The 22,170-nt window shown below is 62.9% G+C and carries 27 protein-coding genes, 1 pseudogene and 1 riboswitch; of the genes and pseudogenes, 22 read left to right on the plus strand and 6 right to left on the minus strand.

All coding sequences use genetic code 11. The features are described from left to right. The first annotated feature begins 340 nt into the window (after window positions 1–340). Window positions 341–589: a sulfocyanin-like copper-binding protein gene (locus FJ548_RS30430; protein WP_246673406.1), complete on the plus strand. Its 249-nt coding sequence runs from the start codon at window positions 341–343 to the stop codon at window positions 587–589. A 72-nt stretch (window positions 590–661) separates the two neighbouring features. Here the strand turns inward: FJ548_RS30430 and FJ548_RS14495 are convergent, their stop codons facing one another. Next, window positions 662–1,441, minus strand: coding sequence for an NIPSNAP family protein (locus FJ548_RS14495; RefSeq protein ID WP_140778194.1), 780 nt, complete (start codon window positions 1,439–1,441; stop codon window positions 662–664). Window positions 1,442–1,588: 147 nt separating this feature from the next. On the opposite strand from FJ548_RS14495, the gene FJ548_RS14500 reads away from it, so the two are divergent. Together FJ548_RS14500 and FJ548_RS14505 are read left to right on the plus strand one after the other, a co-directional pair. Continuing rightward, window positions 1,589–2,218 carry a TetR/AcrR family transcriptional regulator gene (locus FJ548_RS14500; protein ID WP_181168795.1) on the plus strand — a complete coding sequence of 210 codons (630 nt, stop codon included), beginning with the start codon at window positions 1,589–1,591 and terminating at the stop codon, window positions 2,216–2,218. Between the two features lie 203 nt (window positions 2,219–2,421). Continuing rightward, window positions 2,422–3,549 (plus strand): metallophosphoesterase, encoded by a 1,128-nt coding sequence (locus FJ548_RS14505; RefSeq protein WP_140696191.1) that lies wholly within the window; start codon window positions 2,422–2,424, stop codon window positions 3,547–3,549. A 57-nt stretch (window positions 3,550–3,606) separates the two neighbouring features. Here the strand turns inward: FJ548_RS14505 and FJ548_RS14510 are convergent, their stop codons facing one another. Continuing rightward, window positions 3,607–3,795 carry a CsbD family protein gene (locus FJ548_RS14510; RefSeq protein ID WP_181168797.1) on the minus strand — a complete coding sequence of 63 codons (189 nt, stop codon included), beginning with the start codon at window positions 3,793–3,795 and terminating at the stop codon, window positions 3,607–3,609. A gap of 189 nt (window positions 3,796–3,984) precedes the next feature. Between FJ548_RS14510 and FJ548_RS14515 the strand changes: the two genes are divergently transcribed. The 9 genes and pseudogenes from FJ548_RS14515 to FJ548_RS14550 all read left to right on the plus strand — a co-directional run bounded on the left by FJ548_RS14515 (window position 3,985) and on the right by FJ548_RS14550 (window position 8,688). Further along, window positions 3,985–4,638, plus strand: coding sequence for a glutathione S-transferase family protein (locus FJ548_RS14515; protein WP_140696185.1), 654 nt, complete (start codon window positions 3,985–3,987; stop codon window positions 4,636–4,638). Between the two features lie 75 nt (window positions 4,639–4,713). Then, window positions 4,714–5,466 (plus strand): SDR family NAD(P)-dependent oxidoreductase, encoded by a 753-nt coding sequence (locus tag FJ548_RS14520; protein WP_140696182.1) that lies wholly within the window; start codon window positions 4,714–4,716, stop codon window positions 5,464–5,466. Window positions 5,467–5,535: 69 nt separating this feature from the next. Then, entirely contained in the window at window positions 5,536–5,856 is a 321-nt protein-coding gene (locus FJ548_RS14525; protein WP_140696179.1) for a metalloregulator ArsR/SmtB family transcription factor, read from the plus strand. Then, window positions 5,856–6,241, plus strand: a pseudogene (locus FJ548_RS30435) (SRPBCC domain-containing protein); the annotation flags it as partial. The gene FJ548_RS14525 and the pseudogene FJ548_RS30435, both read left to right, overlap by 1 nt. 90 nt (window positions 6,242–6,331) lie before the next feature. Then, window positions 6,332–6,619, plus strand: coding sequence for a YciI family protein (locus FJ548_RS30440; protein WP_246678673.1), 288 nt, complete (start codon window positions 6,332–6,334; stop codon window positions 6,617–6,619). 458 nt (window positions 6,620–7,077) lie between these two features. Next, window positions 7,078–7,482 (plus strand): hypothetical protein, encoded by a 405-nt coding sequence (locus tag FJ548_RS14540; RefSeq protein ID WP_140611313.1) that lies wholly within the window; start codon window positions 7,078–7,080, stop codon window positions 7,480–7,482. Between the two features lies 1 nt (window position 7,483). After that, complete coding sequence (locus FJ548_RS29850; RefSeq protein ID WP_181165684.1) at window positions 7,484–7,645, plus strand: hypothetical protein; 162 nt, start codon at window positions 7,484–7,486, stop codon at window positions 7,643–7,645. Window positions 7,646–7,679: 34 nt separating this feature from the next. Further along, window positions 7,680–8,006 (plus strand): YkgJ family cysteine cluster protein, encoded by a 327-nt coding sequence (locus FJ548_RS14545; protein WP_246678674.1) that lies wholly within the window; start codon window positions 7,680–7,682, stop codon window positions 8,004–8,006. Between the two features lie 70 nt (window positions 8,007–8,076). Further along, window positions 8,077–8,688, plus strand: a complete 612-nt coding sequence (locus tag FJ548_RS14550; protein ID WP_140778198.1) for a LysE family translocator — start codon at window positions 8,077–8,079, stop codon at window positions 8,686–8,688. 106 nt (window positions 8,689–8,794) lie between these two features. Here the strand turns inward: FJ548_RS14550 and FJ548_RS14555 are convergent, their stop codons facing one another. Continuing rightward, on the minus strand, window positions 8,795–9,181 hold the full coding sequence (locus FJ548_RS14555) for a nuclear transport factor 2 family protein (protein WP_140778199.1): 387 nt from the start codon (window positions 9,179–9,181) through the stop codon (window positions 8,795–8,797). Window positions 9,182–9,398: 217 nt separating this feature from the next. Here FJ548_RS14555 and FJ548_RS14560 point away from each other — a divergent pair, with 217 nt between their 5' ends. After that, complete coding sequence (locus FJ548_RS14560) at window positions 9,399–10,007, plus strand: TetR/AcrR family transcriptional regulator (protein ID WP_140611306.1); 609 nt, start codon at window positions 9,399–9,401, stop codon at window positions 10,005–10,007. Window positions 10,008–10,180: 173 nt separating this feature from the next. Here the strand turns inward: FJ548_RS14560 and groL are convergent, their stop codons facing one another. Both groL and groES read right to left on the minus strand, forming a co-directional pair. Then, a complete protein-coding gene (gene groL, locus FJ548_RS14565) occupies window positions 10,181–11,833 on the minus strand; it encodes a chaperonin GroEL (protein WP_140611304.1) in 1,653 nt (550 codons plus the stop codon). A gap of 69 nt (window positions 11,834–11,902) precedes the next feature. Next, window positions 11,903–12,199: a co-chaperone GroES gene (gene groES / locus FJ548_RS14570; RefSeq protein ID WP_010915433.1), complete on the minus strand. Its 297-nt coding sequence runs from the start codon at window positions 12,197–12,199 to the stop codon at window positions 11,903–11,905. Between the two features lie 485 nt (window positions 12,200–12,684). Here groES and FJ548_RS14580 point away from each other — a divergent pair, with 485 nt between their 5' ends. The 9 genes from FJ548_RS14580 (at window position 12,685) to FJ548_RS14620 (ending at window position 21,335) form a co-directional block, all read left to right on the plus strand. Further along, window positions 12,685–12,864 (plus strand): hypothetical protein, encoded by a 180-nt coding sequence (locus tag FJ548_RS14580; protein WP_246678671.1) that lies wholly within the window; start codon window positions 12,685–12,687, stop codon window positions 12,862–12,864. A gap of 44 nt (window positions 12,865–12,908) precedes the next feature. Then, window positions 12,909–13,856 carry a helix-turn-helix domain-containing GNAT family N-acetyltransferase gene (locus tag FJ548_RS14585; RefSeq protein ID WP_140611302.1) on the plus strand — a complete coding sequence of 316 codons (948 nt, stop codon included), beginning with the start codon at window positions 12,909–12,911 and terminating at the stop codon, window positions 13,854–13,856. Between the two features lie 314 nt (window positions 13,857–14,170). Then, window positions 14,171–14,378, plus strand: a riboswitch (cobalamin riboswitch). An 85-nt stretch (window positions 14,379–14,463) separates the two neighbouring features. Further along, window positions 14,464–14,868, plus strand: a complete 405-nt coding sequence (locus FJ548_RS14590; protein WP_210242671.1) for a DUF1636 family protein — start codon at window positions 14,464–14,466, stop codon at window positions 14,866–14,868. After that, on the plus strand, window positions 14,865–15,650 hold the full coding sequence (locus tag FJ548_RS14595; protein WP_140778201.1) for an ABC transporter ATP-binding protein: 786 nt from the start codon (window positions 14,865–14,867) through the stop codon (window positions 15,648–15,650). Before FJ548_RS14590 ends, FJ548_RS14595 begins: the two co-directional genes overlap by 4 nt. Before the next feature lie 47 nt (window positions 15,651–15,697). Next, window positions 15,698–16,645 carry an ABC transporter substrate-binding protein gene (locus FJ548_RS14600; RefSeq protein WP_140778202.1) on the plus strand — a complete coding sequence of 316 codons (948 nt, stop codon included), beginning with the start codon at window positions 15,698–15,700 and terminating at the stop codon, window positions 16,643–16,645. After that, window positions 16,645–17,694 carry an iron ABC transporter permease gene (locus FJ548_RS14605; protein WP_181168796.1) on the plus strand — a complete coding sequence of 350 codons (1,050 nt, stop codon included), beginning with the start codon at window positions 16,645–16,647 and terminating at the stop codon, window positions 17,692–17,694. The genes FJ548_RS14600 and FJ548_RS14605 overlap by 1 nt, the downstream gene beginning before the upstream one ends. A 150-nt stretch (window positions 17,695–17,844) precedes the next feature. Continuing rightward, the gene (locus FJ548_RS14610; RefSeq protein ID WP_140778203.1) at window positions 17,845–18,324 is read left to right on the plus strand and encodes a MarR family transcriptional regulator; all 480 of its coding nucleotides are present in this window, start codon (window positions 17,845–17,847) and stop codon (window positions 18,322–18,324) included. Then, window positions 18,321–19,496: an HlyD family secretion protein gene (locus FJ548_RS14615; protein ID WP_140778204.1), complete on the plus strand. Its 1,176-nt coding sequence runs from the start codon at window positions 18,321–18,323 to the stop codon at window positions 19,494–19,496. Before FJ548_RS14610 ends, FJ548_RS14615 begins: the two co-directional genes overlap by 4 nt. Before the next feature lie 306 nt (window positions 19,497–19,802). Next, window positions 19,803–21,335 carry a DHA2 family efflux MFS transporter permease subunit gene (locus FJ548_RS14620; RefSeq protein WP_140611290.1) on the plus strand — a complete coding sequence of 511 codons (1,533 nt, stop codon included), beginning with the start codon at window positions 19,803–19,805 and terminating at the stop codon, window positions 21,333–21,335. Between the two features lie 259 nt (window positions 21,336–21,594). Here the strand turns inward: FJ548_RS14620 and FJ548_RS14625 are convergent, their stop codons facing one another. Then, complete coding sequence (locus FJ548_RS14625) at window positions 21,595–22,107, minus strand: CAP domain-containing protein (protein WP_140778205.1); 513 nt, start codon at window positions 22,105–22,107, stop codon at window positions 21,595–21,597. Between the last annotated feature and the right edge of the window lie 63 nt (window positions 22,108–22,170).

Here is a 22,170-nt window from a genome sequence, read left to right on the forward strand (position 1 = left end):
GGTTTGAGCCAGGTATGGGCGGATTGATCCAACGCAAGGACAAGGGCGTCTGGCGGCGCAACCTATGCACCACCGTTTGGGCCATTCATTGGTTCCAATAGGCCTGCAAACGGGCGATTGGCGGCCGGACCGCACCGGCCTGCGGGAAGGAGCGTCACCGTGAAGAGAGTGGTGAGAAATGCAGCGCTTTCGTTTGCCGTAGTGATTGTGACAGCCGGCGCCGCGCAGGCCGCCAGCGTTGTCCAGGTTCTGTTGTGGGACAGGTAGCGAATATGGCGATGCCTACAGATTTGGCCCATGGGCCGCCAAATCTCGACATGTCGAAGGCCACCATGGGTATTTGGGCCACACCGTCCATGAGATGATCGTGATGAATCCGGCTGATCCCGGCAAACCGTTGCCTTACCTCACCGCCGAGAACCGGGTCGATGAGGACAAGGCCGGTGACAAGGGAGAGGTTTCAGAACTCGATCCGGGTGCTTCGGGCGTTCTTACGGTGGACTTGAAGGCTGGCAGATACGTGCTCGTCTGCAATATCCCTGGTCACTTCGCAGCGGGGATGTGGACCGAGTTCATCGTCAAGCCGTAGCAGGCGAAATGTCGATGGCCAAACCAATTTGCCGTGGCCGACGGCTGTTCGCGATGGTCTGCTTGCCAAGGCTCACTTGCCAAGCAGCGATCTCGATGTCGGCGAGAGTCGCAAGATTTCCGTCGGCTTGGTCAAATCCGGCTCGGCCTTGCCGAGGAACGCTTCCCAGCCCGGTGAGGTCGCAAGCACGGTTTCGTGGCGAGCTTGCGCTTCCGCGGTTTCAAAACCCAAGATGCTGACAAACACGCTTTCGTTAGTCCTTACCGGAAGCCGCGGAAAGCTGTTCTCGGCATGTTCGGTAACAAAGGCTGCGAGCAAAGATGCTCCCGATGCTGTCAGTACCGGCGCCGCTTCGGCTTCGAAGCGGCCGATGAAACCGGCCTCGGCCCCCGGTCGCAAATGATGAATCCAGATGACAACAAGGCCGGCCAGGCGCTTGTTTCGGAGGGGTTTTTCGCCAAAGGACGAGCCGGCCCGCTCCGCGCCCGAAAGGTCAAGGCCGGCGCCCGCCCAAGCCGGCTTCAGTAGCAGCACATCGTCGGAATCGATCATTGTCGCATTGGCTGCATCACGGTGCGCCGCCCAGATCGGTCCGCCGTAGAACGCGGTCAGCGCATCCTTGCGTGCGTCCATGCTGTCGAAACCGCGCAGCCAGACGAACATGTCCGGCCGGTCCAGATCGCGGAATTGGCCGATGACAGTCATCCCGCTCGCCTCCTGGCTCTCGACGAACTGCCGGTCGAAAAGGGCAATCAGCGTTTCACGCTGCCCGGGCTTTAATGTGTATTGCCGCAACTCGACGACAGGCGAGGCGAGCGCCGTCTCCGGCGTGATGTTCAGAGGCAGGTTCATCGGGAAGCTCCTAAACAGATTGATCGTCCTGTTTATAAACAGACCGGTTGTCCTGTTTTGTCAACATGCTATTGTTGGCCAATGTCAGCAGAGACGACCAGTCGAACAGCACCCGGGCGCCGAAAACGCGTCAACGACCCCGAGGGCATGCGCAGGAAGGTGCTCGACGTGGCCGAGGAATCATTTCAGGCGCGCGGCTATCACGCTTCCAGCCTGGGCGACCTGATGACGGCGGCGGGTGTCAGCGGCGGCGCCCTGCATCATCATTTCCCGACCAAGAAGGCACTGGCGCTGGCGGTGATCGATGAGCGCGTCGCGGCGGCGGTCGAGAAGACCTGGATCGCGCCGATGCAGGCGGCGGCTTCGGCCCGCGATGGCGTGCGGGCTGTGTTCGAGACCGTGGCGGCGGAACTGGAGCGGCAGGGTTTCGTGCGCGGCTGTCCGCTCAACAATCTCGCGCATGAACTGTCGCTCGCCGATCCCGATTTCCGCGCGGCCTTTGCCGACATCTTTGCCGCGTGGCGTCAGGCGCTCGCCGACAAGATCAGGGCCGACCAGCAGGAGGGCAGGGAGCAAGGCACCGATCCCGCGCGTTTTGCGGCACTTGCCGTGGCCACCTATTCCGGCGCCATGTCGATGGCCAAGGCGACGCAGGACGCCGCCGTGCTGCGCGACTGTCTGACGGCCCTGGAATGGAGCGCCCAAACTGCATTATCCCAAGGCGAGTTGGGGGCAAGGCGGCGGCGTAGAGTGGTGCGGCGAAATGGCACCGTCTGAGGCGGTTGGATCACCACAGCATGGCGGCCTGCAGATCCGGCGAATAAAGCCCATGCCGACCGGACGCGCTTTTCATAGCATTCCCCGTTTCTTTCAAATAGAAACAAGTGCCGGTGGAAGGGGCAGATGTTCATCGCGATGTCGATGGCCAAGGCCGTGGTGAAACTGGACGGACAGACGCCGTTTGTGCTGAAATTCTGCCGATGATAAATCACCTGCGGCCAACATTGTTTTCACGACGCAGCTTTCTGGCGCAGGCCGCGGGTTTTGCCGTGGCGGTTTCACGTCCGGCATTCAGCCAGACCGGGCAGCGCATCCAGCCCATCGACGCCACGTTCCTGTTCATCGCCGATGTCCATGCCTGCCGCATGGCGAACGGCTTGAGCCCCAACTGCCTGCAGGAAGGCAAGACCGACGCCGCAATGCTGCGCAATGTCGCGGCACTGAACGCCATCGCCGACAAGGATTGGCCGGCCGAGATCAACGGTGTCGCCACCGGCTTGCGTTCGGCAGGCAACCGGATCGGCATGCCGATCGGCCTCGTCGTCGGCGGCGACATGACCGACGATGGCGGTGGCCAGATCACCCAGCCGAGCGAGGGCACGCAACTTCTCCAGTTCAGCCAGCGCTACCAGCAAGGCGTCGGCCCGGACCGCGTCCGCATGCCGGTCTATGTCGGGCTCGGCAACCATGATCTCGACCAGAACGGCCCGCCGAACCATGTCGATTGGTATCGGTGCGAAATGCGCGACTATGTCGAGGTCAACCACCGCGCCGGGGTGTTTTTCAAGCCGCCTGTCCCGGCCACGAGCTATGATGTCGAGACCGACTGCTATTCATGGTATTGGGGCGGTCTGCATCTCGTCCAGACGCATCGTTTCGCCGGCGATACCGGCCACGGTGCTGACAGCAGCCTGCCATGGCTCAAGCAGGATCTGGCGACCTACGCGGCCGATGGCCGCCCCGTCATCCTGTTCCAGCACAATGGCTGGGATACTTTTTCGACAGAGCGCTGGGATCCTGCCAAGCGGACCTACGACGATGAGGGCGCCGGTGCGCCGCACTGGTGGGGCGATGCCGACAGGCAGGCGCTGATAGCGATGCTGAAGGGGTACAATATCGTTGGAATCTTCCATGGCCACCAGCACGAAACGTCGCTGGTCTACCGCCGTGACGGGCTCGACCTGTTCAAGCCGAAGGCTGCCTTTATGGGCGGCTTCGCGCTGGCCAGGGTGACCAGCGACGGCATGGACCTGGTGTTGGGTGAGGCGCGCGATGATCATGGCGAGGTCGCCTTCACCAATGCTTTCAGCAAGGGTTGGAGCACATGAAAAACGCGGCTTTGGCAGCCGCCTTTCCTGATGGACAGAACCAGGTCTGGCTGGGGGTCAGAGGACCTTCCTAACCTTGTCCTTCAAGTCGCCATAGGTCTTCTGCACCTTGCCCGCGGCCTTGTCCGCCATGCCCTCGGCTTGGGTCCGCCTGTTGCCGGTCGCCTTGCCGGCAGCCTGTTTGACCGAGCCCTTGATCTGCTTGGACATGCCCGCGACCTGATCCTTGTTCACCATTTTCCGCATCTCCTGGAAGTGCGAATTCGGAGGAATTCGTCCGCGCGGAACAAACGGGCCAGTGTCTGTTAAGTTCCAAGCATTGTCCCGCAAGCAAATGAGTGCGAGCAGCCGCTTCCGGCGGCAAGGCTGACCGGCTAGGTTGCCGAGACGCACGCGCCAAAGGTTTCCTGGACGGTCGTGCGCATGGGGAGAGAAATGGCGAACTTCACGCTCTACATCGGCAACAAGTGCTTCTCCTCATGGTCGCTTCGGCCATGGCTAGCGATGAAGCATCTGGAGATCCCGTTCGAGGAAGGTTTTGTGCGGCTGCGCACGCCCGAAACTGCCGCCAACCTCGCCAAAGTGTCGCCGACCGGTCAGGTGCCGGTGCTGAATCACAAAGGCAGGGTCGTCTGGGAAACCCTTGCCATCCTTGAATATCTTGCCGACGTTTTTCCGGACAAGAACCTCTGGCCTGCCGATATTGGCGCTCGCGCTATGGCGCGCTCGGCGGCGACCGAGATGCATTCCGGTTTTCGCGAGGTCCGCTATGGCTGGCCGATGAATTTGCGGCGGCTGAAAGCGCACAAGCCGCTCGACGCCGAAGGCGAAACGCAGCGAGCGCGCATCGAGGCGCTATGGCGCGAGTGCCGCGAGAAATATGGCAAGGGTGGTCCCTTCCTGTTCGGCCAATTCACCGCGGCCGACGCCATGTACGCGCCCGTTGTCACACGCTTCGACACTTATGGCGGCATGCTGGCGCCTGACACCAGGGCCTATGTCGATGCCGTGCTCGCGACGCCGGCGATGCGGCAATGGTACGCGGAGGCGGCGAGGGAACCTTGGCCCGAGCCCGGGCCTGACGAATAGCGGGAAGCGGCCTTCCAGAAGGATCGGGCCAGCCTATCTAGGAGCGTTGGGCAGGGGCTTTTTGGAGATGTTGCAATGACCGTTTCTTCCATGCTCGCCGACAAGGTCGCTCTCGTCACCGGCGCCTCATCGGGTATTGGTGAGGCAACAGCCACGGCGCTGGCCGCCGCTGGGGCAAAGGTGGCGGTCGCCGCCCGCCGTGCCGATCGGCTCGAAGCGCTGGCCGCGCGCATCGAGAAGGCCGGCGGAGCGGCGTTGCGCATCGAGGCTGATGTCACCCGCAACGATGACATCACTGCTATGGTCGGAAAGGTGGTGGCCGAATGGGGCCGGCTCGATATCCTCGTCAACAATGCAGGGGTGATGCTGCTCTCGCCGGCCGCGGAGGCGACGCTCGAGGACTGGCGCCAGATGGTGGAACTCAACCTGCTGGCCCTGATGAGCGTGACCAAGGCAGCGCTCCCGCATCTCCGGGCTGCCAAAGGTCATATCGTCAATATCTCGTCGGTCGCCGGCCGCGTCGCCAATCCCGGCGCCAGCGGCTATGCGGCGACCAAATTCGGCGTCGTCGGTTTTTCGGAATCGTTGCGGCGTGAGGTCTACGCCGACAAGGTCCGCGTTACCGTCATCGAGCCCGGACTGGTGCGCACCGAACTCGGCGACCACATCACCAACGCCGCCTCGAAGGCGGGACTGGACCAGCGCCTCGCCACGATGGAGGCGCTGACCGCCGAGGATGTCGCCGCCGCCATCCTCTATGCGGTCACTCAACCGGCACGCGTCAACGTCAACGAGATCGTCATCAGGCCGACCGACCAGGAGCGCTGAGCAGTCTTTTGGAGCAAGGTTGACGGAAGTCTCCAATCGGCATAATACGTAACCAAATGGATACGCATTATGCCGCAGACTGATCCTGACCGTTCCGTCTTTCGCGCCATTGCCGACCCGACGCGCCGTGCCATTCTCGACCGGTTGCGGCATGGGTCGGCGCCGGTCAACGAACTCGCCTCGGCCTTTTCGCAGAGCCGGCCGGCGATTTCCAAGCATCTGAGGGTTCTGCGCGAGCTGCGCGTCGTCTCCGAGCAGAAGCACGGCCGCGAGCGGCTCTACCGGTTGGAACCGGCTGAACTGAAGGACGTGGCCGATTGGATCTTGCCCTATCGCGATTTCTGGCAGGCAAGCCTTGGCAATCTGAAGTCTTATCTGGAGAATGAATGATGGCCAGCCACGACGGACCTCGCGCCATCGCCGATGTGTCGGCGGGCACAATTCTCGCCACCGTGACGATAGCCGCGCCTCCCGAGCGGGTGTTTCACGCCCTGACGGCGGATGATCAGATTCCGCTCTGGTGGGGATCGGACGAGCTCTACCGGACAACGAGACATACGGCAGACGTGCGGTCGGGCGGCACGTGGCGATCGGAAGGCAAGGGCGCCGATGGCAGGGCGAATATCTCAAGGTCGAGCCGCCGCACCTTCTGGTCCTGACATGGAAGGCCCCGTGGGACGGCGACAACGTCACCACCGTGACCTACATGCTCGAAGCGATCGACACCGGAACGCGGCTGATTCTGCGTCATGAGGGGTTCGGCACTCGCGAGGGTGCTTGCCGCGATCACGGCCTCGGCTGGGAACGCGTGCTGGGTTGGCTGGCCGCCTTCCTCACGGATAGGGCCGGCGGCAAACCGCAGGGCGTGTTCCACTGCCGGCTGATCCCGCCACGGCCCGACTTTGCCTTCACCCTGACCGATGCGGAAAAGGCGCTGATGAAACAGCATTCGGATTATCTGCGCGGCAAGCTGGGCGAGGGCGGTGTCATCCTGTTCGGACCGGTCGCCGATCCTGTCGGCCCCTGGGGACTCGGCATCGTGCGCGCCGATGATGAGGCCGCCGTGCGGGAACTGACCGAGGCGGATCCGGCGGTTCGTTCTGGGTTGGGTTTTCGCTATGAAATCCTGCCGATGATGACCGCCGTGATGTAGGCCACGCGCGCCATACAAGAACGCCCCTCGTGCGTTTTATTGCGCGGGAGGCGTCCTTTTGCCGTCAACCTTCTTCGATTGCTCTCATGAATTGCTGACGGCACATCCAAAACGCCCGATCGGAACATCGGTTCCCTACGAACACAAGTTTTTCTTCACACGCGGCTGTGGCAAGTGGCCAGAGCGTTGCGGCGTAGCAGGGCGGGCATCATCTTTCCCGTGCAGGGCGATCGAATTCCAGGCGCTGGCCGTCAGGGTGTGCTATGCGTATTTGTGGGCAGCCATGGCGGCGAGGCAGCACCCGACAAATTTGAACCAGACGCCGTATTGCTTTGTACGCAGCCATGGCCGAAAGACCGGCCTCGCCATTTTCGGCGCTCCGGACAGGAGAAGATTTTGACCGCCACTTTGCACAAACCGCGCAAGCCAGCCTTGCCGAACCACACGGACGCACGCTGATGGCCACCAAACGCGTGCCGCCAACGCCGATCGCTGCCAATGCGACCATCGCCGATATGGTCGAAGGGCTGGACAAGCCGGTCGAATATGTCCGGCGTGTGCTGGAAAAGCTCGAGCGCTGCAAGCGGGCCCATGGCGATGCGCAGGTGCGGATTGGCGTGCGTGGCCGTGCCGAGTGCCCGAACTACCTGATCGAATATGTCCGCGAAGATCCCAAGACACGGCAGTTGGTCACCTATCAGGACGCCGCTTACAGCGGCAGCACGCATCGCGAACTTGGGCCGCATCACATCGAGGCAACGGCGATCTGGTCGCCGGAGGAAATGAACATCACGGCGGTTTCGGCGCTGATCGGCCGCTTGCGCAATCCGCGCGCGCCATCGCGCTCCGGCAACGAGGACTGACATGGCCATAAAATTCTCCGCCAAGGACCAGCCGGCAGCGTCGGCCGTTGCAAAGCCGGCGAAGCCGGCCGCGGCGCCGAAGGCCGCGCCCGTTGAGGCAGCGACCGACCTGTTCAAGTCACCGGTCGAGACGCCACCGCGCAAGGCGGGCAGGAAAAAATAACGCCTTGCCGCAGGACGCCGATCGCAGCCTTGTCGTGCTTGCGCCGCGCGGCCTTGCGGCGCCCGCCTTCGACTGCCAGAGCTGTGGCGCTTGCTGTTCCTACTCGGCCGAATGGCCGCGCTTTTCCACCGAGGATGACGCGCAGCTCGACCGTATCCCGGCAAAATATGTCGCGACCAACGAATCCGGCATGCGTTGCGAGGGCGTGCGCTGCTCGGCCCTGACCGGCGAGGTCGGCAAGGCGACGACGGCTTGCGGCATTTACGACGTCCGCCCGGATGTCTGTCGCGCCTGCATGCCCGGCGACGACGACTGCCTGATGGCGCGCCGGGCGCACGGATTGCCGACGACGTCGTCGTAGCCGTGGCGGCTTGTGCTGTTCCTCCTTGCTGGCTAGGCTGTATTGGGGCAGGGCTGCGGAGGGTCAAATCGTGAGCATCGAATTCCTGTTGACGTCGCTGATCGTCGTGGCTTCGCCCGGTACCGGTGTTCTCTACACGCTGAGCGCCGGGCTTTCGCGCGGCGCGCGGGCCTCGGTCATCGCCGCCTTTGGCTGCACGCTCGGCATCATCCCGCACATGGCCGCCGCCATCACCGGTCTGGCGGCGCTGCTGCACACCAGCGCGATCGCCTTCGAGACGCTGAAATATCTCGGCGTCGCCTATCTGCTCTACATGGCCTGGAACACGCTAAAGGAGAAGGGTGGCCTCAGCGTCGACGAGAATGTCGCGCCGCGTTCGACCGGCAAGGTGATTGCCACCGGCATCCTCGTCAACGTGCTCAACCCGAAACTGTCGATCTTCTTCTTTGCCTTCCTGCCGCAATTCGTCAGCACCACCGAGCCCAATGCGCTGTCGAAGATGCTGGAACTCAGTTTTGTCTTCATGCTTCTGACTTTCGTGGTTTTTGTCGGCTACGGCATCTTTGCCGCTTCGATCCGCAGCCATGTCGTCTCGCGACCGATGGTGCTGACCTGGATGCGTCGCACCTTCGCTGGCGCCTTTGTGATGCTCGGCGCCAAGCTGGCGCTGGCGGACCGCTAGCGCCATACGCGAAGCGGTTCAGCTTCACAGATCCGCTCCTGCACTGGCTCTTGCGCAACTCCGGACGGAAAACCGCCATGGGCTTTCCCGGGAATTGCGCGGGGCGCTATCCCTTCACGTAGCCCATCGCCTCGACGATCCGGCCGTTTGCCACACGCATCAGGTTGACGCCGCGCAGCGAGTTGCCGTCGGCCATCCAGTAGCGCCAGCGGATCGTCGCGCGGTCGCCGGCCACGAACGTCTCCTCGAGGTCGAAGCGTGTGCTGGGTCCGGTGGCGATCGCCGACCACAGCTCGACGCAGGCGGCCTTGCCGTCGCGGCGGGCGCCGTCCGGCGCCGGCGTGGTGTTCTCGATCACACAGCGTTCGTCGACCAGCTCGCTCAGCGCCGATGGGTCATGACGCTGGAAGACGTCGTTGAAGCGCCGCATGATTTCCGCCGTTGCATTGGAGCGCGAGGCAGCGGCAGTGTCGATGATGTTTTCAGTAGTCATTTGATCTGCTCCTTCCATTCAGTCGTTGGGGGCTGGGCGAGGTCAGCCCTGAGCGTGATGGCGGGGACGCCGGCCGAGCCGGTGCTCAGCAGGACGACGCCTGTAGCTTCATGTAAAGCCGTCTCCGGAATATGTAGACCGATCTACCTATTATGTAGACCGATTGTCATATTCGGGGCAAGGCCTATAATAATGCGCTCTCCTGACAGAGATTGACATGGCGACGGACACACGCACCCGGATGATCGAGGCGACGGCCCTGCTTTTGCGGCGGCGTGGCTATCACGGGACCTCGCTGAACGACATTTTGAGTGCCAGTGCCGCGCCGCGCGGCTCGCTCTACTTCCATTTCCCGGGCGGGAAGGATCAACTGGTCATCGAGGTGACGCGGGCCAGTGTGGCCGAGGTGACCGAGCGGCTGGGCGCGGCCTTGGCGGCGGAAAAAGATCCGGCGGTTGCCGTCCACCACATCTACCAGTCTGTGGCCCGCATGCTGGAGGAGAATGAGTTTTCGCTCGGCTGTCCGATCGCGCCGATCGTGCTCGACGCGCCCAACGACGTGCCGGACCTGGCGGAAATCTGCCGCTCCGCTTTCGAGCAGTGGATTGGGCTGCTGCGGGAGGCGTTCCTGCGGGCAGGGGTGGCCGAGCGCCGCGCGCAGGTGCTGGCGCTGCTGGTCGAGTCGTCGCTGGAAGGCCTGATGGTGATTGCCCGCGCCACTCGCGACCGCACGCCGGTCATTACGGTAGCCGATGAGGTGGCCGCGCTAATCGAGCAGGCGGTGCTTGCAGGTAAAGTCGCCCAACGCGCCGACGCTGCCGTGTGACGCTGCCTCTTCATTTGATCGGCTGCCGGCAACTGCTGGTTCCAAAGAAAAAGGGCGGCATCGCTGCCGCCCTTTGCAAAATAGCTGATTGGCTGGACTAGAAGTCCATGCCGCCACTCAAGCCCGCTTGCGGGCTTGAGCAAAGTGAGTTGATGGGCGTACTTATGGACTTCTTAGAAGTCCATGCCGCCCATGCCGCCCATGCCGCCGCCAGGCATGCCGCCCGGCATACCGCCAGCCGACTCCTTCTTCGGAGCCTCGGCGATCATGGCTTCGGTGGTGACCAGCAGGCCGGCGACCGAGGCCGCGTCCTGGAGGGCCGTGCGCACGACCTTGACCGGGTCGACGATACCCATGGCGATCATGTCGCCATACTCTCCGGTCTGGGCGTTGTAGCCGAAGGTCGCGCCCTTGTTCTCAAGGATCTTGCCGGCGACGATCGAGGCTTCCGCACCGGCGTTGGCCGCGATCTGGCGGGCCGGAGCCTGCAGCGCGCGACGCACGATGTTGATGCCGGCGGTCTGGTCGGAGTTGGCGCCGGTCGCCTTGATGTTGAGCGAGGCGCGCAGCAGCGCGACGCCGCCGCCGGGAACGATGCCTTCTTCGACGGCCGCGCGGGTCGCGTTGAGGGCATCATCGACGCGGTCCTTCTTTTCCTTGACTTCCACTTCGGTCGCACCGCCGACGCGGATCACCGCAACGCCGCCGGCGAGCTTGGCCAGGCGTTCCTGCAGCTTCTCCTTGTCGTAGTCCGAGGTGGTCTCCTCGATCTGCTGCTTGATCTGCGCGACGCGGCCCTGGATCTCCGGCTTCTTGCCGGCGCCGTCGACGATGGTGGTGTTCTCCTTGGAGATCGACACCTTCTTGGCGCGGCCGAGCATGTTGAGGCCGACATTCTCGAGCTTGATGCCGAGGTCTTCCGAGATGACCTGGCCACCGGTCAGGATGGCGATGTCTTCCAGCATGGCCTTGCGGCGGTCGCCGAAGCCCGGCGCCTTGACGGCGGCGATCTTCAGGCCGCCACGCAGCTTGTTGACGACCAGCGTGGCCAGAGCCTCGCCTTCGACGTCTTCCGAGATGATGAGCAGCGGCTTGGAGGTCTGCACGACAGCCTCGAGCACCGGCAGCATGGCCTGCAGGTTGGAGAGCTTCTTCTCATGCAGCAGGATGTAGGCGTCTTCCAGATCGGCGACCATCTTGTCGGCGTTGGTGACGAAGTAAGGCGAGAGATAGCCGCGGTCGAACTGCATGCCTTCGACGACTTCCAGTTCGGTATCGGCGGTCTTGGCTTCCTCGACCGTGATGACGCCCTCGTTGCCGACCTTCTGCATCGCTTCCGCGATCATCGAGCCGACCGAGGAGTCGCCATTGCCGGCGATGGTGCCGACCTGGGCAACCTCTTCCGAGGTCTTGATCTTCTTGGCGTTCTTGATCAGCGTGCCGACCACGTCGGCCACGGCGAGATCGATGCCGCGCTTCAGATCCATCGGGTTCATGCCGGCGGCAACCGCCTTGTGGCCTTCCTGGACGATCGACTGAGCCAGAACGGTCGCGGTCGTGGTGCCGTCGCCGGCGATGTCGTTGGTCTTCGAAGCAACTTCGCGGACCATCTGCGCGCCCATGTTCTCGAACTTGTCCTCAAGCTCGATTTCCTTGGCGACGGTGACGCCGTCCTTGGTGATGCGCGGGGCGCCGAACGACTTGTCGATGACGACGTTGCGGCCCTTGGGGCCAAGCGTGACCTTCACCGCGTCGGCGAGGATGTTGACACCGCGCAGCATGCGCTCGCGGGCGTCACGGGAGAATTTTACGTCTTTGGCAGCCATGTTTAACTCCTGGCAGGGGCTCGCAGCGAGCCCGAAGATTCAAGATTCAGTTGACGGAAAGGCCGATAATCAGCCGATGATACCCATGATGTCGGATTCCTTCATGATCAGAAGGTCTTCGCCATTGAGCTTGACTTCCGTGCCCGACCACTTGCCGAACAGGATGCGATCGCCAGCCTTGACGTCCAGCGGAACGAGCTTGCCGCTTTCGTCGCGGGCGCCGGAGCCGACGGCGATGATCTCGCCTTCCTGCGGCTTTTCCTTCGCCGTATCCGGGATGATGATCCCGCCGGCGGTCTTGGATTCGGATTCGACCCGGCGAACGACCACGCGGTCATGAAGCGGGCGGAACTTCGACTTTGCCATTTTTTCTTCCTCGATGAGAACGGTGAGAAACAGTTCCTCCATCCGGCGAAGCCGGACAACAACAAAGTCCGGCGGCGCCGGACCTGTAGTTAGCACTCACCAATGGCGAGTGCTAACGTGGCGATGAGATAGGCTGCTGGCCTGCCAGAGTCAAGGCGCGCCGAGTGCCTCTTTCCATCATGATGGTGAACTCACCGAAGCTTGGCCGAACCGAGGACCAGAAGCGGGCAACGTTCCGCCGCGGCGACGTGAACTCGGCTTTGACTACGGAAAATTCGATTTTGTTCTGCATGAGGGCAGGGCCATCCTCCTTGATGCCAACAAAACTCCCGGCCGTCCCTAGAACCTCGTTAAGATGTTCACGGCCGGCGCCTCCGATCTGGCCGACGGCTTTGAAGGCCTTATTCGTCGGGCGAGATAGACCAGCGACCGGCCAGGATCGCCCTCACGCCGCTCCCGCCTGTTGACATCGGTTGCAGCAATTCATGGGCTTGCCTGCCGATACGGCCATCAGGCCAGGCGATTGCGTGTTCCTGCGGCCGACGCAGAGCGCGGCCGTGCTGCAGCAGTTCGGGCCGATCGCGGTGCTATCCGGCGGCAGGATTTGCGGATCGTTGGCCGGTGTTGCCGATGATGTGAACACGTCGGATGCTCAAGATAGTTGACTCAGTCAAGTAAATGATTGATCCTGTAAAGACAGGAGATGTCCATGACGGTTCACCATCAGCCCGGCAATGATGCGCCCAATGAGCGGATCGATGTCGTGCGGGCATTCAACCGCTTCTACACCCGCCAGATCGGGCTGCTCGACGAAGGGCTGCTGAAAAGCGCCTTCTCCCTGACCGAGGCGCGTGTGCTCTACGAGTTGGCGCATCGCGATGGCCTGACCGCGACCGACCTTGGACGCGATCTCGGCCTCGATGCCGGCTATGTCAGCCGTTTGCTGAAAAAGTTCGAACGCCTTCACCTCATCTCCAGAGCGACGCTGGTTTCGGACGCGAGGCAATCGTCGATTGCGTTGACGCAGGCGGGCAGGAATGCCTTCGCACCGCTGAACAAGGAATCGCACGATCAGGTCCGGGCCCTGCTCGATCGGCTGCCGGCATCGGAACAAGACCGGCTGGTCAAATCCATGCAGACGGTGCAGCGTCTACTCGCCGAAAATGCCGAGCCAACGATCCCCTATCTGTTGAGGCCGCTGCAGATCGGCGACATCGGCTGGATCACCCACCGGCAAGGGCTGCTCTATGCCCAGGACTATGGCTGGGACGAAACCTATGAGGCGCTGGTCGCCGAAATCCTCGTGGCGTTCGTGAAATCCTACGATCCGAAATGGGAGCGCAGCTGGATCGCCGAGCGGGAAGGCGAGGTCGTCGGCTCGGTCTTCGTCGTACGCAAGTCGGATCAGGTGGCGAAGCTGCGTTTGCTCTATGTCGAGCCTTCGGCGCGTGGCCTCGGCATCGGCAAGCGACTGGTGGAGGAAGTCATCGGCTTTGCCCGCGCCAGGGGATACAAGACGCTGACCTTGTGGACAAACGACATTCTCGCCGCTGCCCGGCATATCTACCAGGCCGCCGGCTTCAAATTGATCGAGGAAGAACCTCACCATTCCTTCGGCAAGGATCTGGTTGGTCAGAACTGGAATCTTGATTTGTGATCTTCCGCCAGAGCATGATGCCGAAAAGTGTGAAGCGGTTTTCACACGACGTCATGCCCTATCTCTTTAATTAGAAGCGGATTCAGATTTCAGGTCGATTCGACCTGAAATCATCCGGCTTTCCGCGCTTGGCCAATTTGATCGAAATTGCGCACTCCGCGCAATTCGCTCGACAGATGGCTGACAGCCCCTCGCTTGACAGCGCCGCGCCTCATGCGTTATTGCGTTATGTTATTACATAAAGATGCGTCGCGCGCGGCTTCGGCTCCGATCGTGGCGACTGAGAAATCCGTTGCGATGCAATCCGGGGAAAACTAGGGTGGAATGGTGATGGTCCCCGAGTCGAAAGGCGAGGGGTGAAAAGGGAACACGGTGAGATCCGCCTGGGATCGAGGCCGTGGCTGCCCCCGCAACTGTAAGCGGTGAGCGAGATCCGAAATGCCACTGGCCGGCGAGGCTGGGAAGGCAGGATTGCGCCGAGACCCGCGAGCCAGGAGACCTGCCATCACGGAGTTGACCGGACGGGGTGTGCCGGGAGGAGACCTGGACGTCGGTCTGACGACCGACCGCCAACATCCTTCCGTCGCCAATCGAGAAAGACGGAAAGTTGGGCGCCGCCATAGATCGCATTCACCGTATCATCGTGTGCACGCTTTGCCGCGACATCCCGACAGGGACCAGGTCGGGCGAAGCTTTGTGCACCGATTTGCGCTCGCGGTTGTCGACCCACGCCGAACTCGCGGTGGCGCAGGGTTTCACGGTCGAGGGGGTGGCGTGCATGGCAGGCTGTGCGCGGCCGCTGGCGGTGGCGTTCCAGGCCCCGGGCAAGGCCGCCTATCTCTTCGGCTCCATCGATGCCGAGGCCGACGCCGGCGATCTCGTGCGGTTTGCCAGGCTCTACGCCTCGCTCCCCGACGGCTGGTGCAATGCCGGACAACGTCCGCCGCGACTGGCCGGCAAGACGCTGGCCCGCATCCCGGTAGCGGGCGAGCCAGCAGGAGACAGCCGATGACGGTGCCGCTTCTCGAGGCGCGCGATCTCGGCGCGGTGGCGAATGGGCGGAATCTGGTCCACGCGGTCAGCCTGTCCATGGCCATCGGCGATCGCCTCGCCATTATCGGCCCCAACGGCGCCGGCAAGACCACGTTGCTGCGCATGTTGTCCGGCATGCTCAAGCCAAGTTCCGGAGAGGTGAAACTCGGCGGGCGCCGCCTCGACAGGATTTCGCCGGCCGAGCGGGCCCTTCACATAGCCGTCGTCGGCCAGACCGACCAGCCGGATCCGCGGCTGGCGGTGATCGACTATGTCGAGCTTGGCCGCGTCCCGCATGCCGGCTTGAAACACAGGAGCGAGGAACGCGACATTGTCGTGGACGCGCTGCGCCGGACCGGTTTGCTGCCCCTGCTTGGCCGCACCATTGGCTCGCTGTCGGGCGGGGAACGCCAACGCGCCCAGCTTGCGCGCGCCATCGCCCAGGAACCTAAAGTATTGTTCCTCGACGAACCGACCAACCATCTCGACCCCCGCGCCCGCGCGGAACTGCTCGAACTCGTGGCTGGCTTCGGCATGACGGTGATCGCGGTGCTGCACGATCTGCCCCTGGTGGCGCCGTTCGCCACAAGGGTAGCGGTGATGAACGAAGCTCGGCTCCATGCGCTGGCGGCGCCGCGCGAAGCGCTGACGCAACAACTGATCCGCGAGATTTTCGGCGTCGACGTGTTTCGCCTGCGCCATCCCACCGAGGACCGCGAACTGACCGTGTTCGATGTTCCGAACCGTGCGGCGCCTTCCTGACCGAAACCGACTTTCATCCGACACAGTTCAACCAAGGAGCAAAAATCGTGAAACGCCTCGCCCTGTCGCTCGCCTTCTCGCTGCTGGCGTCGGCAGCCTTCGCCTTCCCGGTCACCGTCGACAGTTGCGGCAAGCCGCTGACCTTCGATGCGCCTCCCAAGCGCGCCGTCATCCACGATCTCAACATGGCAGAGATGGCCTTCGCGCTGAAGCTGCAGCCGTCGATCGTCGGCCTGACCGGCATCACCGGATGGTACAAGGTCGGGCCCGATTTCAAGGCCGAGCAGGGTTCGATCCCGGAACTGGCGCCGAAATACCCGACACTCGAAAACCTCGTCGCGGTCGAGCCTGATTTCTTCTTCGCCGGCTGGTACTATGGCATGAAGCCGGGCGGCGATGTGACGCCCGACACGCTCGCGCCGCACGGCATCAAGACGCTGGTGCTGACGGAAAGCTGCGTCCATCTCGACAAGAACCGGCCCGCCGCCTCGATGGACCTTCTCTACGGCGATGTCGAAAAACTGGGCAAGATCTTCGGCAAGGAGGCCGAGGCGGAGAAGCTCGTTGCCGGTTGGAAGGCGCAACTCGCTGACATCACCGCCAAGGTCGGCGATCGCAAGGGAACACGGGTGTTCCTCTACGATTCCGGCGAGGACAAGCCGTTCACCGCCGGAAAATTCGCCATCCCCAGCGCCATGATCACGGCAGCCGGCGGCGACAACATCATGGCCGACATGGAGACGAGCTGGGGCAACACCGACTGGGAAACAGTGGCGTCGCGCAATCCGCAATTCCTCATCCTTCTCGACTACCAGGATGGCGGCGGCTACAAGAAGCTCCTCGACTTCCTCAAGGCCCATCCGGCGATGAAAGAGACGGACGCGGTCAAGAACGAGCGTTTCGTGGCCCTGCGTTATGCCGAGCTGACGCCCGGACCGGCAAACATCGACGCGATCGGCAAGATCGCCAGGGCGATGCATCCGGAAGCGTTCTGATGCATCTCACCCTGAAGCACAAATCCGGCGCGCTCTCAGGGCACAAGGCATTCGCGCTGGCCATGGCGGCGGGCGCGGTGGCGACCGCCGCTCTCGTGCTGCTGTCGATCGCCTATGGTTCGACGCTGATACCGCTGAGCGACGTCGTTGCCGCACTTGGCCATGCCGTCGGGTTGAATGAACATCAGGTGTCTGGCCCGGTCGGCAAGATCGTCGTCGATCTGCGGCTGCCGCGCACGATCCTGGCGGTCTGTGTCGGCGCGGGCCTCGGCATGGTCGGCGCGTTGCTGCAGACGGTGACGCGTAACGATCTCGCCGATCCCTTCCTGTTCGGCCTGTCTTCGGGGGCCGCCGCGGGCGCGGTTTCCGTCATCACCGTCTTTGGTGACAGTTTCGGCATCTGGACCTTGCCGATCGCGGCTTTCACCGGCGGCATACTGGCAGCGGGCATCGTGCTGCTGCTGGTCGCGCGGGTAAGGGGGCAGGGCCCGGAACGCTTGATCCTTGCCGGGCTTGCCGTCTCCTTCATGTTCACTGCGTTGACCAACTACCTGGTCTTTGCCGGAGACCAGCGCGCGGCCCATTCGGTGCTGTTCTGGACGATGGGCGGGCTTGGGCTGGCGCGCTGGGACAATGTGTGGCTGGGCGCGTTGGGGGCCGGCACGATCGCTGCCTACGGGCTTTGGAACCATCGCAGGCTGGACGCCTTCCTGGCCGGCGAAAGTGCCGCCGAAAGCCTTGGCGTGCCCGTGGCAAGGATGCGCAGGGCGACATTCCTCGTCGCCGCCTTCTCGACGGCAATTCTGGTCTCGGTCGCCGGCGTCATCGGCTTTGTCGGATTGATGATCCCGCATCTGTCGCGGCCGCTGGCCGGCCCCTTGCATTTGCGTCTGATCGCAAGCTGCGCGCTGTTTGGGGCGGTGCTTTTGCTGGCAAGCGATCTTCTGGCCCGCACGCTTCTGCCGCCACAGGAATTGCCGATCGGCATTATCACCAGTTCGCTCGGCGCGTTCTTCGTCGTCACGATGGTCGTTCGAAATCGCCTGTGAACCGGGTGGTACTTGCCCTGTCCGGCCGCATTCCATGGCGTGCACCTTTCGCTAACCATCACCGCGTCCCACGGCCGCGATACACATTTGCCGGCTTCCGTCACGATTTGGCACCTTGAATAGTAAGCACGCTTATTATAAGTATCGCTCATGGTTTCTGATGGCATCGATAGATTGGGATTTTTAATCCACGACGTACAGCGTCTGCTGCGCAAGCGCTTCGAGATGCGCGCCAGCGGGCTTGGCCTGTCGTCGGCGCAGTGGCGCCTTATGGTGCGTGTCGCCAAGGAGGCGGGGGTCTCCCAGGCCCGGCTCGCGGAATTGCTCGAAATCGAGCCCATCAGCGTCTCGCGCCTTGTCGACCGGATGGAGGAGGGCGGGTGGATCGAACGCCGCGCCGACGCCGCCGACCGCCGGGTGCGGATGATTTTTCCGACCGCCAAGGCGAGCGCGGCCTATGCCGAGGTCAAGAGCCTCGCCGGCGAGGTCTATGAGGAATCGCTTGTCGGCGTTTCGCCGGAGGACCGTCGCATCCTGATCAGGTCGCTCGATGTGATGGCGCAAAATCTCGCGGATGGCGATTCATCGTCGGACGAAAAGGTCAAGAATACAGAAGGCGCAGCAGCATGAACGCGGTAGCCAAGATAGACGAGAGCGCCCCCAAGGTGGAGATGGAAGCACCGGCCCAGCCGGCTGCTGCTCCTGTTGCCGTCGCTCCTCCCGTGCAGCCAGTGCCAGCGCCGAAGAAGCGCCGCATGGGCCGTTTTTTTCTGATGTTCGCCTTGCCGGCGGCCCTGGTCATCGGCGGCGGCTATGTCTGGGTGACCGGCGGACGCTATCAGGAGACGGAGAACGCCAACCTGCAGCAGGCCAAGGTGTCGATCGCCTCGGACACTGCGGGACGCATCGTTCAGGTCGCCATATCGGACAATCAGATGGTTAAGCAGGGCGATCTCCTGTTCGCCATCGATCCCGAGCCTTACCGGATCGCGCTTGCCCAGGCCGACGCGGCTGTTGCTGCCGCGCGCCTCAATGTCGAGCAGCTGCGCGCCGCTTACAGCCAGGCAATGGCGCAGGAGAAGTCCGCCAGCAGCGAGGTCGACTACGCCCAGTCGCAGTACGGCCGTGCCGCCGATCTTGCCCAGAAAGGCATCAACGCCAAGTCTTCACTCGACCAGGCCAGGAACGATCTCGACAAGGCAAAGCAGCAGCTCGCCGTTGCCCAGCAGGGCATCATCAGCGCCAAGGCCGCCCTTGGTGGCAACCCCGACATCGAAACCGACAAGCATCCGACCGTGATGTCGGCGCTCGCCGCCCGTGACAAGGCCGCCTACGACCTGGCGCAGACCACGGTGAAGGCACCCGCCGATGGCGTCATCTCCCAAGCCTCATCCTTCAAGGTCGGCCAGTTTGTCGGCTCCGGCACGCCGCTGTTTTCGTTGGTCGAGACCGGCGACACCTGGATCGATGCTAATTTCAAGGAAACCCAGCTCACCAACATGAAGCCGGGGCAGAAGGCCGAGATCGTCGTCGACACCTATCCGGGCAGGACTTTCGAGGCGACCGTCAAGGCGATCGGTGCGGGAACCGGTGCGGAATTCTCGCTGCTGCCCGCGCAAAATGCCACCGGCAACTGGGTCAAGGTCACGCAGCGCATCCCGGTGCGGCTGGAACTGACCGATCCCGACGCCAAGATGGCTCTGCGTACCGGCATGAGCGTCTCCGTCACAGTCGATACCGGGATTGCCCGCGGTTTTCCGGCTATATTCGGTCACGCAACGGCTGGCGAGCACGCGCAGTAAGTCGGCGGAAGCCCGCGAGGACCAGGCGGGTGGAAGCGAATAGCAGGATTGGTCTGATGGGAGGAGCGGGAAGGACCAGTGCCTGGTTCGAGCCGCGTCGTGGTTTGGCCGACACCTGAAATCTTCGACACCGCCCCGTCGGTCCTCATGTTTCCGGGCGGCAGGCATCCGCTCACTCGAGACTTTCGGTCGATGTAACCCCCACATCGATAATCGCGTCCCACCGCGATGAAGGTCTCTCAGGGAAGGCCTTGCCGCCCGGAAACCCTGTGTACACGTTTTTGTTACCTGCTGGAAGTTGCGCGCATGAGCACGCCCGAACCCCTCAAAGAAGTGCCGCATCGCGGCCTGATCACGGTCGCGCTCATGCTGGCGACGATCATGCAGGCGCTCGACACGACCATCGCCAATGTCGCGCTGCCGACGATGACCGGCGATCTCGGCGCCTCCCCGGACAACATAAACTGGGTGCTGACCTCCTATATCGTGGCCGCCGCCATCATGACGCCGGTCACCGGCTGGCTTGCCGATCGCTTCGGCCGCAAGGAATTGTTCCTGACGGCGGTGGTCGGCTTCACCATCTTCTCCATGCTGTGCGGCCTGGCGTGGAGCCTGGAAACCATGGTGCTTTTCCGGCTGATGCAAGGGGTGTTCGGCGCCGCGATCGTGCCGCTGTCGCAGACCTTCCTGCTCGACATCAATCCCAAGGAACGTCACGGCCAGGCAATGGCCATCTGGGGCGCCGGCATCATGCTGGGGCCGATCCTTGGTCCGACGCTGGGCGGCTGGCTGACCGAGAACTTCAACTGGCGCTGGGTGTTCTTCATCAACCTGCCGGTCGGCATCGTCGCCTTCCTTGGCATGGCCGCCTATTTGCCGGTCGTTGCCCGGCGCGTGCGCAGCTTCGATTTCTTCGGCTTTGCCATGATATCGCTCGGCGTCGGCGCGCTGCAGCTGCTGCTCGACCGCGGTGGCGAGGTCGACTGGTTTTCCTCGGTCGAGATTTGGATCGAGCTGGGGCTTTCGATCACCGGCTTCTGGGTGTTCATCATTCACACGGTCACATCGGAACATCCCTTCATCGATCCGAAGATTTTCCTCGACCGCAATTTCGTGACCGGGCTGGCGTTCATCTTCGTCATGGGTGTGCTGATTTTAGCTTCCATGTCGCTGCTGCCGCCGATGCTGTCCACCATCTTCGGCTATCCGACCGTCACCATCGGCATCGTCATGGGACCACGCGGCGTCGGCACGATGATTTCGATGCTCGCCGTTGGACGGATCATGGGCAAGATCGACGCCAGAATTCTCGTCGTCATCGGTTTTCTCCTGACCGCCCAGTCGCTCTACACCATGGCCAGCTTCACGCCGCAGATGGACAACTGGCTGATCATCAGCTCCGGGGTGATCCAGGGCCTGGGCATGGGAATGGTATTCGTGCCGCTGTCGACGGTTGCCTTCGCCACGCTCGACGCACGCTACCGCACCGACGCAACCTCGTTGTTCAGCCTGGTGCGCAATCTTGGCTCGTCGATCGGCGTCTCGGTCGTGACCGTGCTGCTGGTGCGCAACACGCAGGTCAATCACGCCGAACTTTCCGCCTTCATCAGCCCGTTCAACCCCAATCTCTGGGCAGTCTCGCCGGCTGCGGCGGGTGGCGATCCAATGGCGCTGTCGGAGGTGGACCGCATGGTCAATCTCCAGGCCATGATGATCTCCTACGTCAACGACTTCAAAATATTGATGGTGATGACGCTGCTCGCCATCCCGTTTGTCTTCCTGCTGCGCAAGCCGACGGCCGGTCCGGCCGGCGGCGCGCCTGCAGCGCATATGGACTAGGCCCGGCGGCAGGCGGACCGACACTTTCCGGTATTCGATCCCGGGCGGTTCGAAACGCCAGCACTGACGAGAAGAAGGCGCTCGCCGTCGAAGTCGATCGCATCTGCCGCGACACTGGGTTCTGGCTGTAACCAACCACGGAATTCCACAGGCGGTGATCGACGCGGCGTGGTCAAAGGCACGAAGCGCCGAAATACGAGCCGGTGCGCTCCGGTCCCTACCTGATGGGGAAATTCAAGGCGACGACCAAAATAGGGGCCTACCTGCCGAGAACCAGCGCCCAATAGCGCAGATTAGGATCACGTCCGTCCCGGACATAGGCAAGCCCGAAGCGGCTGAAATCCGGGTCGAGCATGTTGCGCCGGTGGCCCTGCGAATGCATCCAAATGTCGAACAGTTTTTGCTGGTCGAAGCGGCCCTCGGCGATGTTCTCGGCCGCGGCACCTCGCACTCCGTTGTCCTTCATGCGCGAAGCGAAATCCTTGCCCCAACCTGTGGTATGGCTCATGCGCTCCCGTGACGCCATGTAGCCGGCCTGCTGGAGTGCTGCTTGTTCCAGCTGTGCATCGGGAACCAGTGGCCCCAGTCCCGCGGTCGCGCGCAAGCTCGCCAGCGTGCCGGTGGCGGAGGAGGAGACCCCCGCCCCTTGACCGGTCGGCACAGAAACGGTGCCGCAGGCGGCCAGCCCGGCCAAGGCCACGAGGCCGGCTGCGTTGAGCCACATGCGCCTGTTCAGGCCTGCTTGACGGATTTCGATTTTTTCAGCGGTCATGCTTGCCTGACATAGTCGCGATCATGGCTTTTACCGGGCTGGGCAATAAAAATCGCGTGAGGA

It is taken from the genome of Mesorhizobium sp. B2-4-17 (genome assembly GCF_006441275.1).
GTDB lineage: Bacteria > Pseudomonadota > Alphaproteobacteria > Rhizobiales > Rhizobiaceae > Mesorhizobium.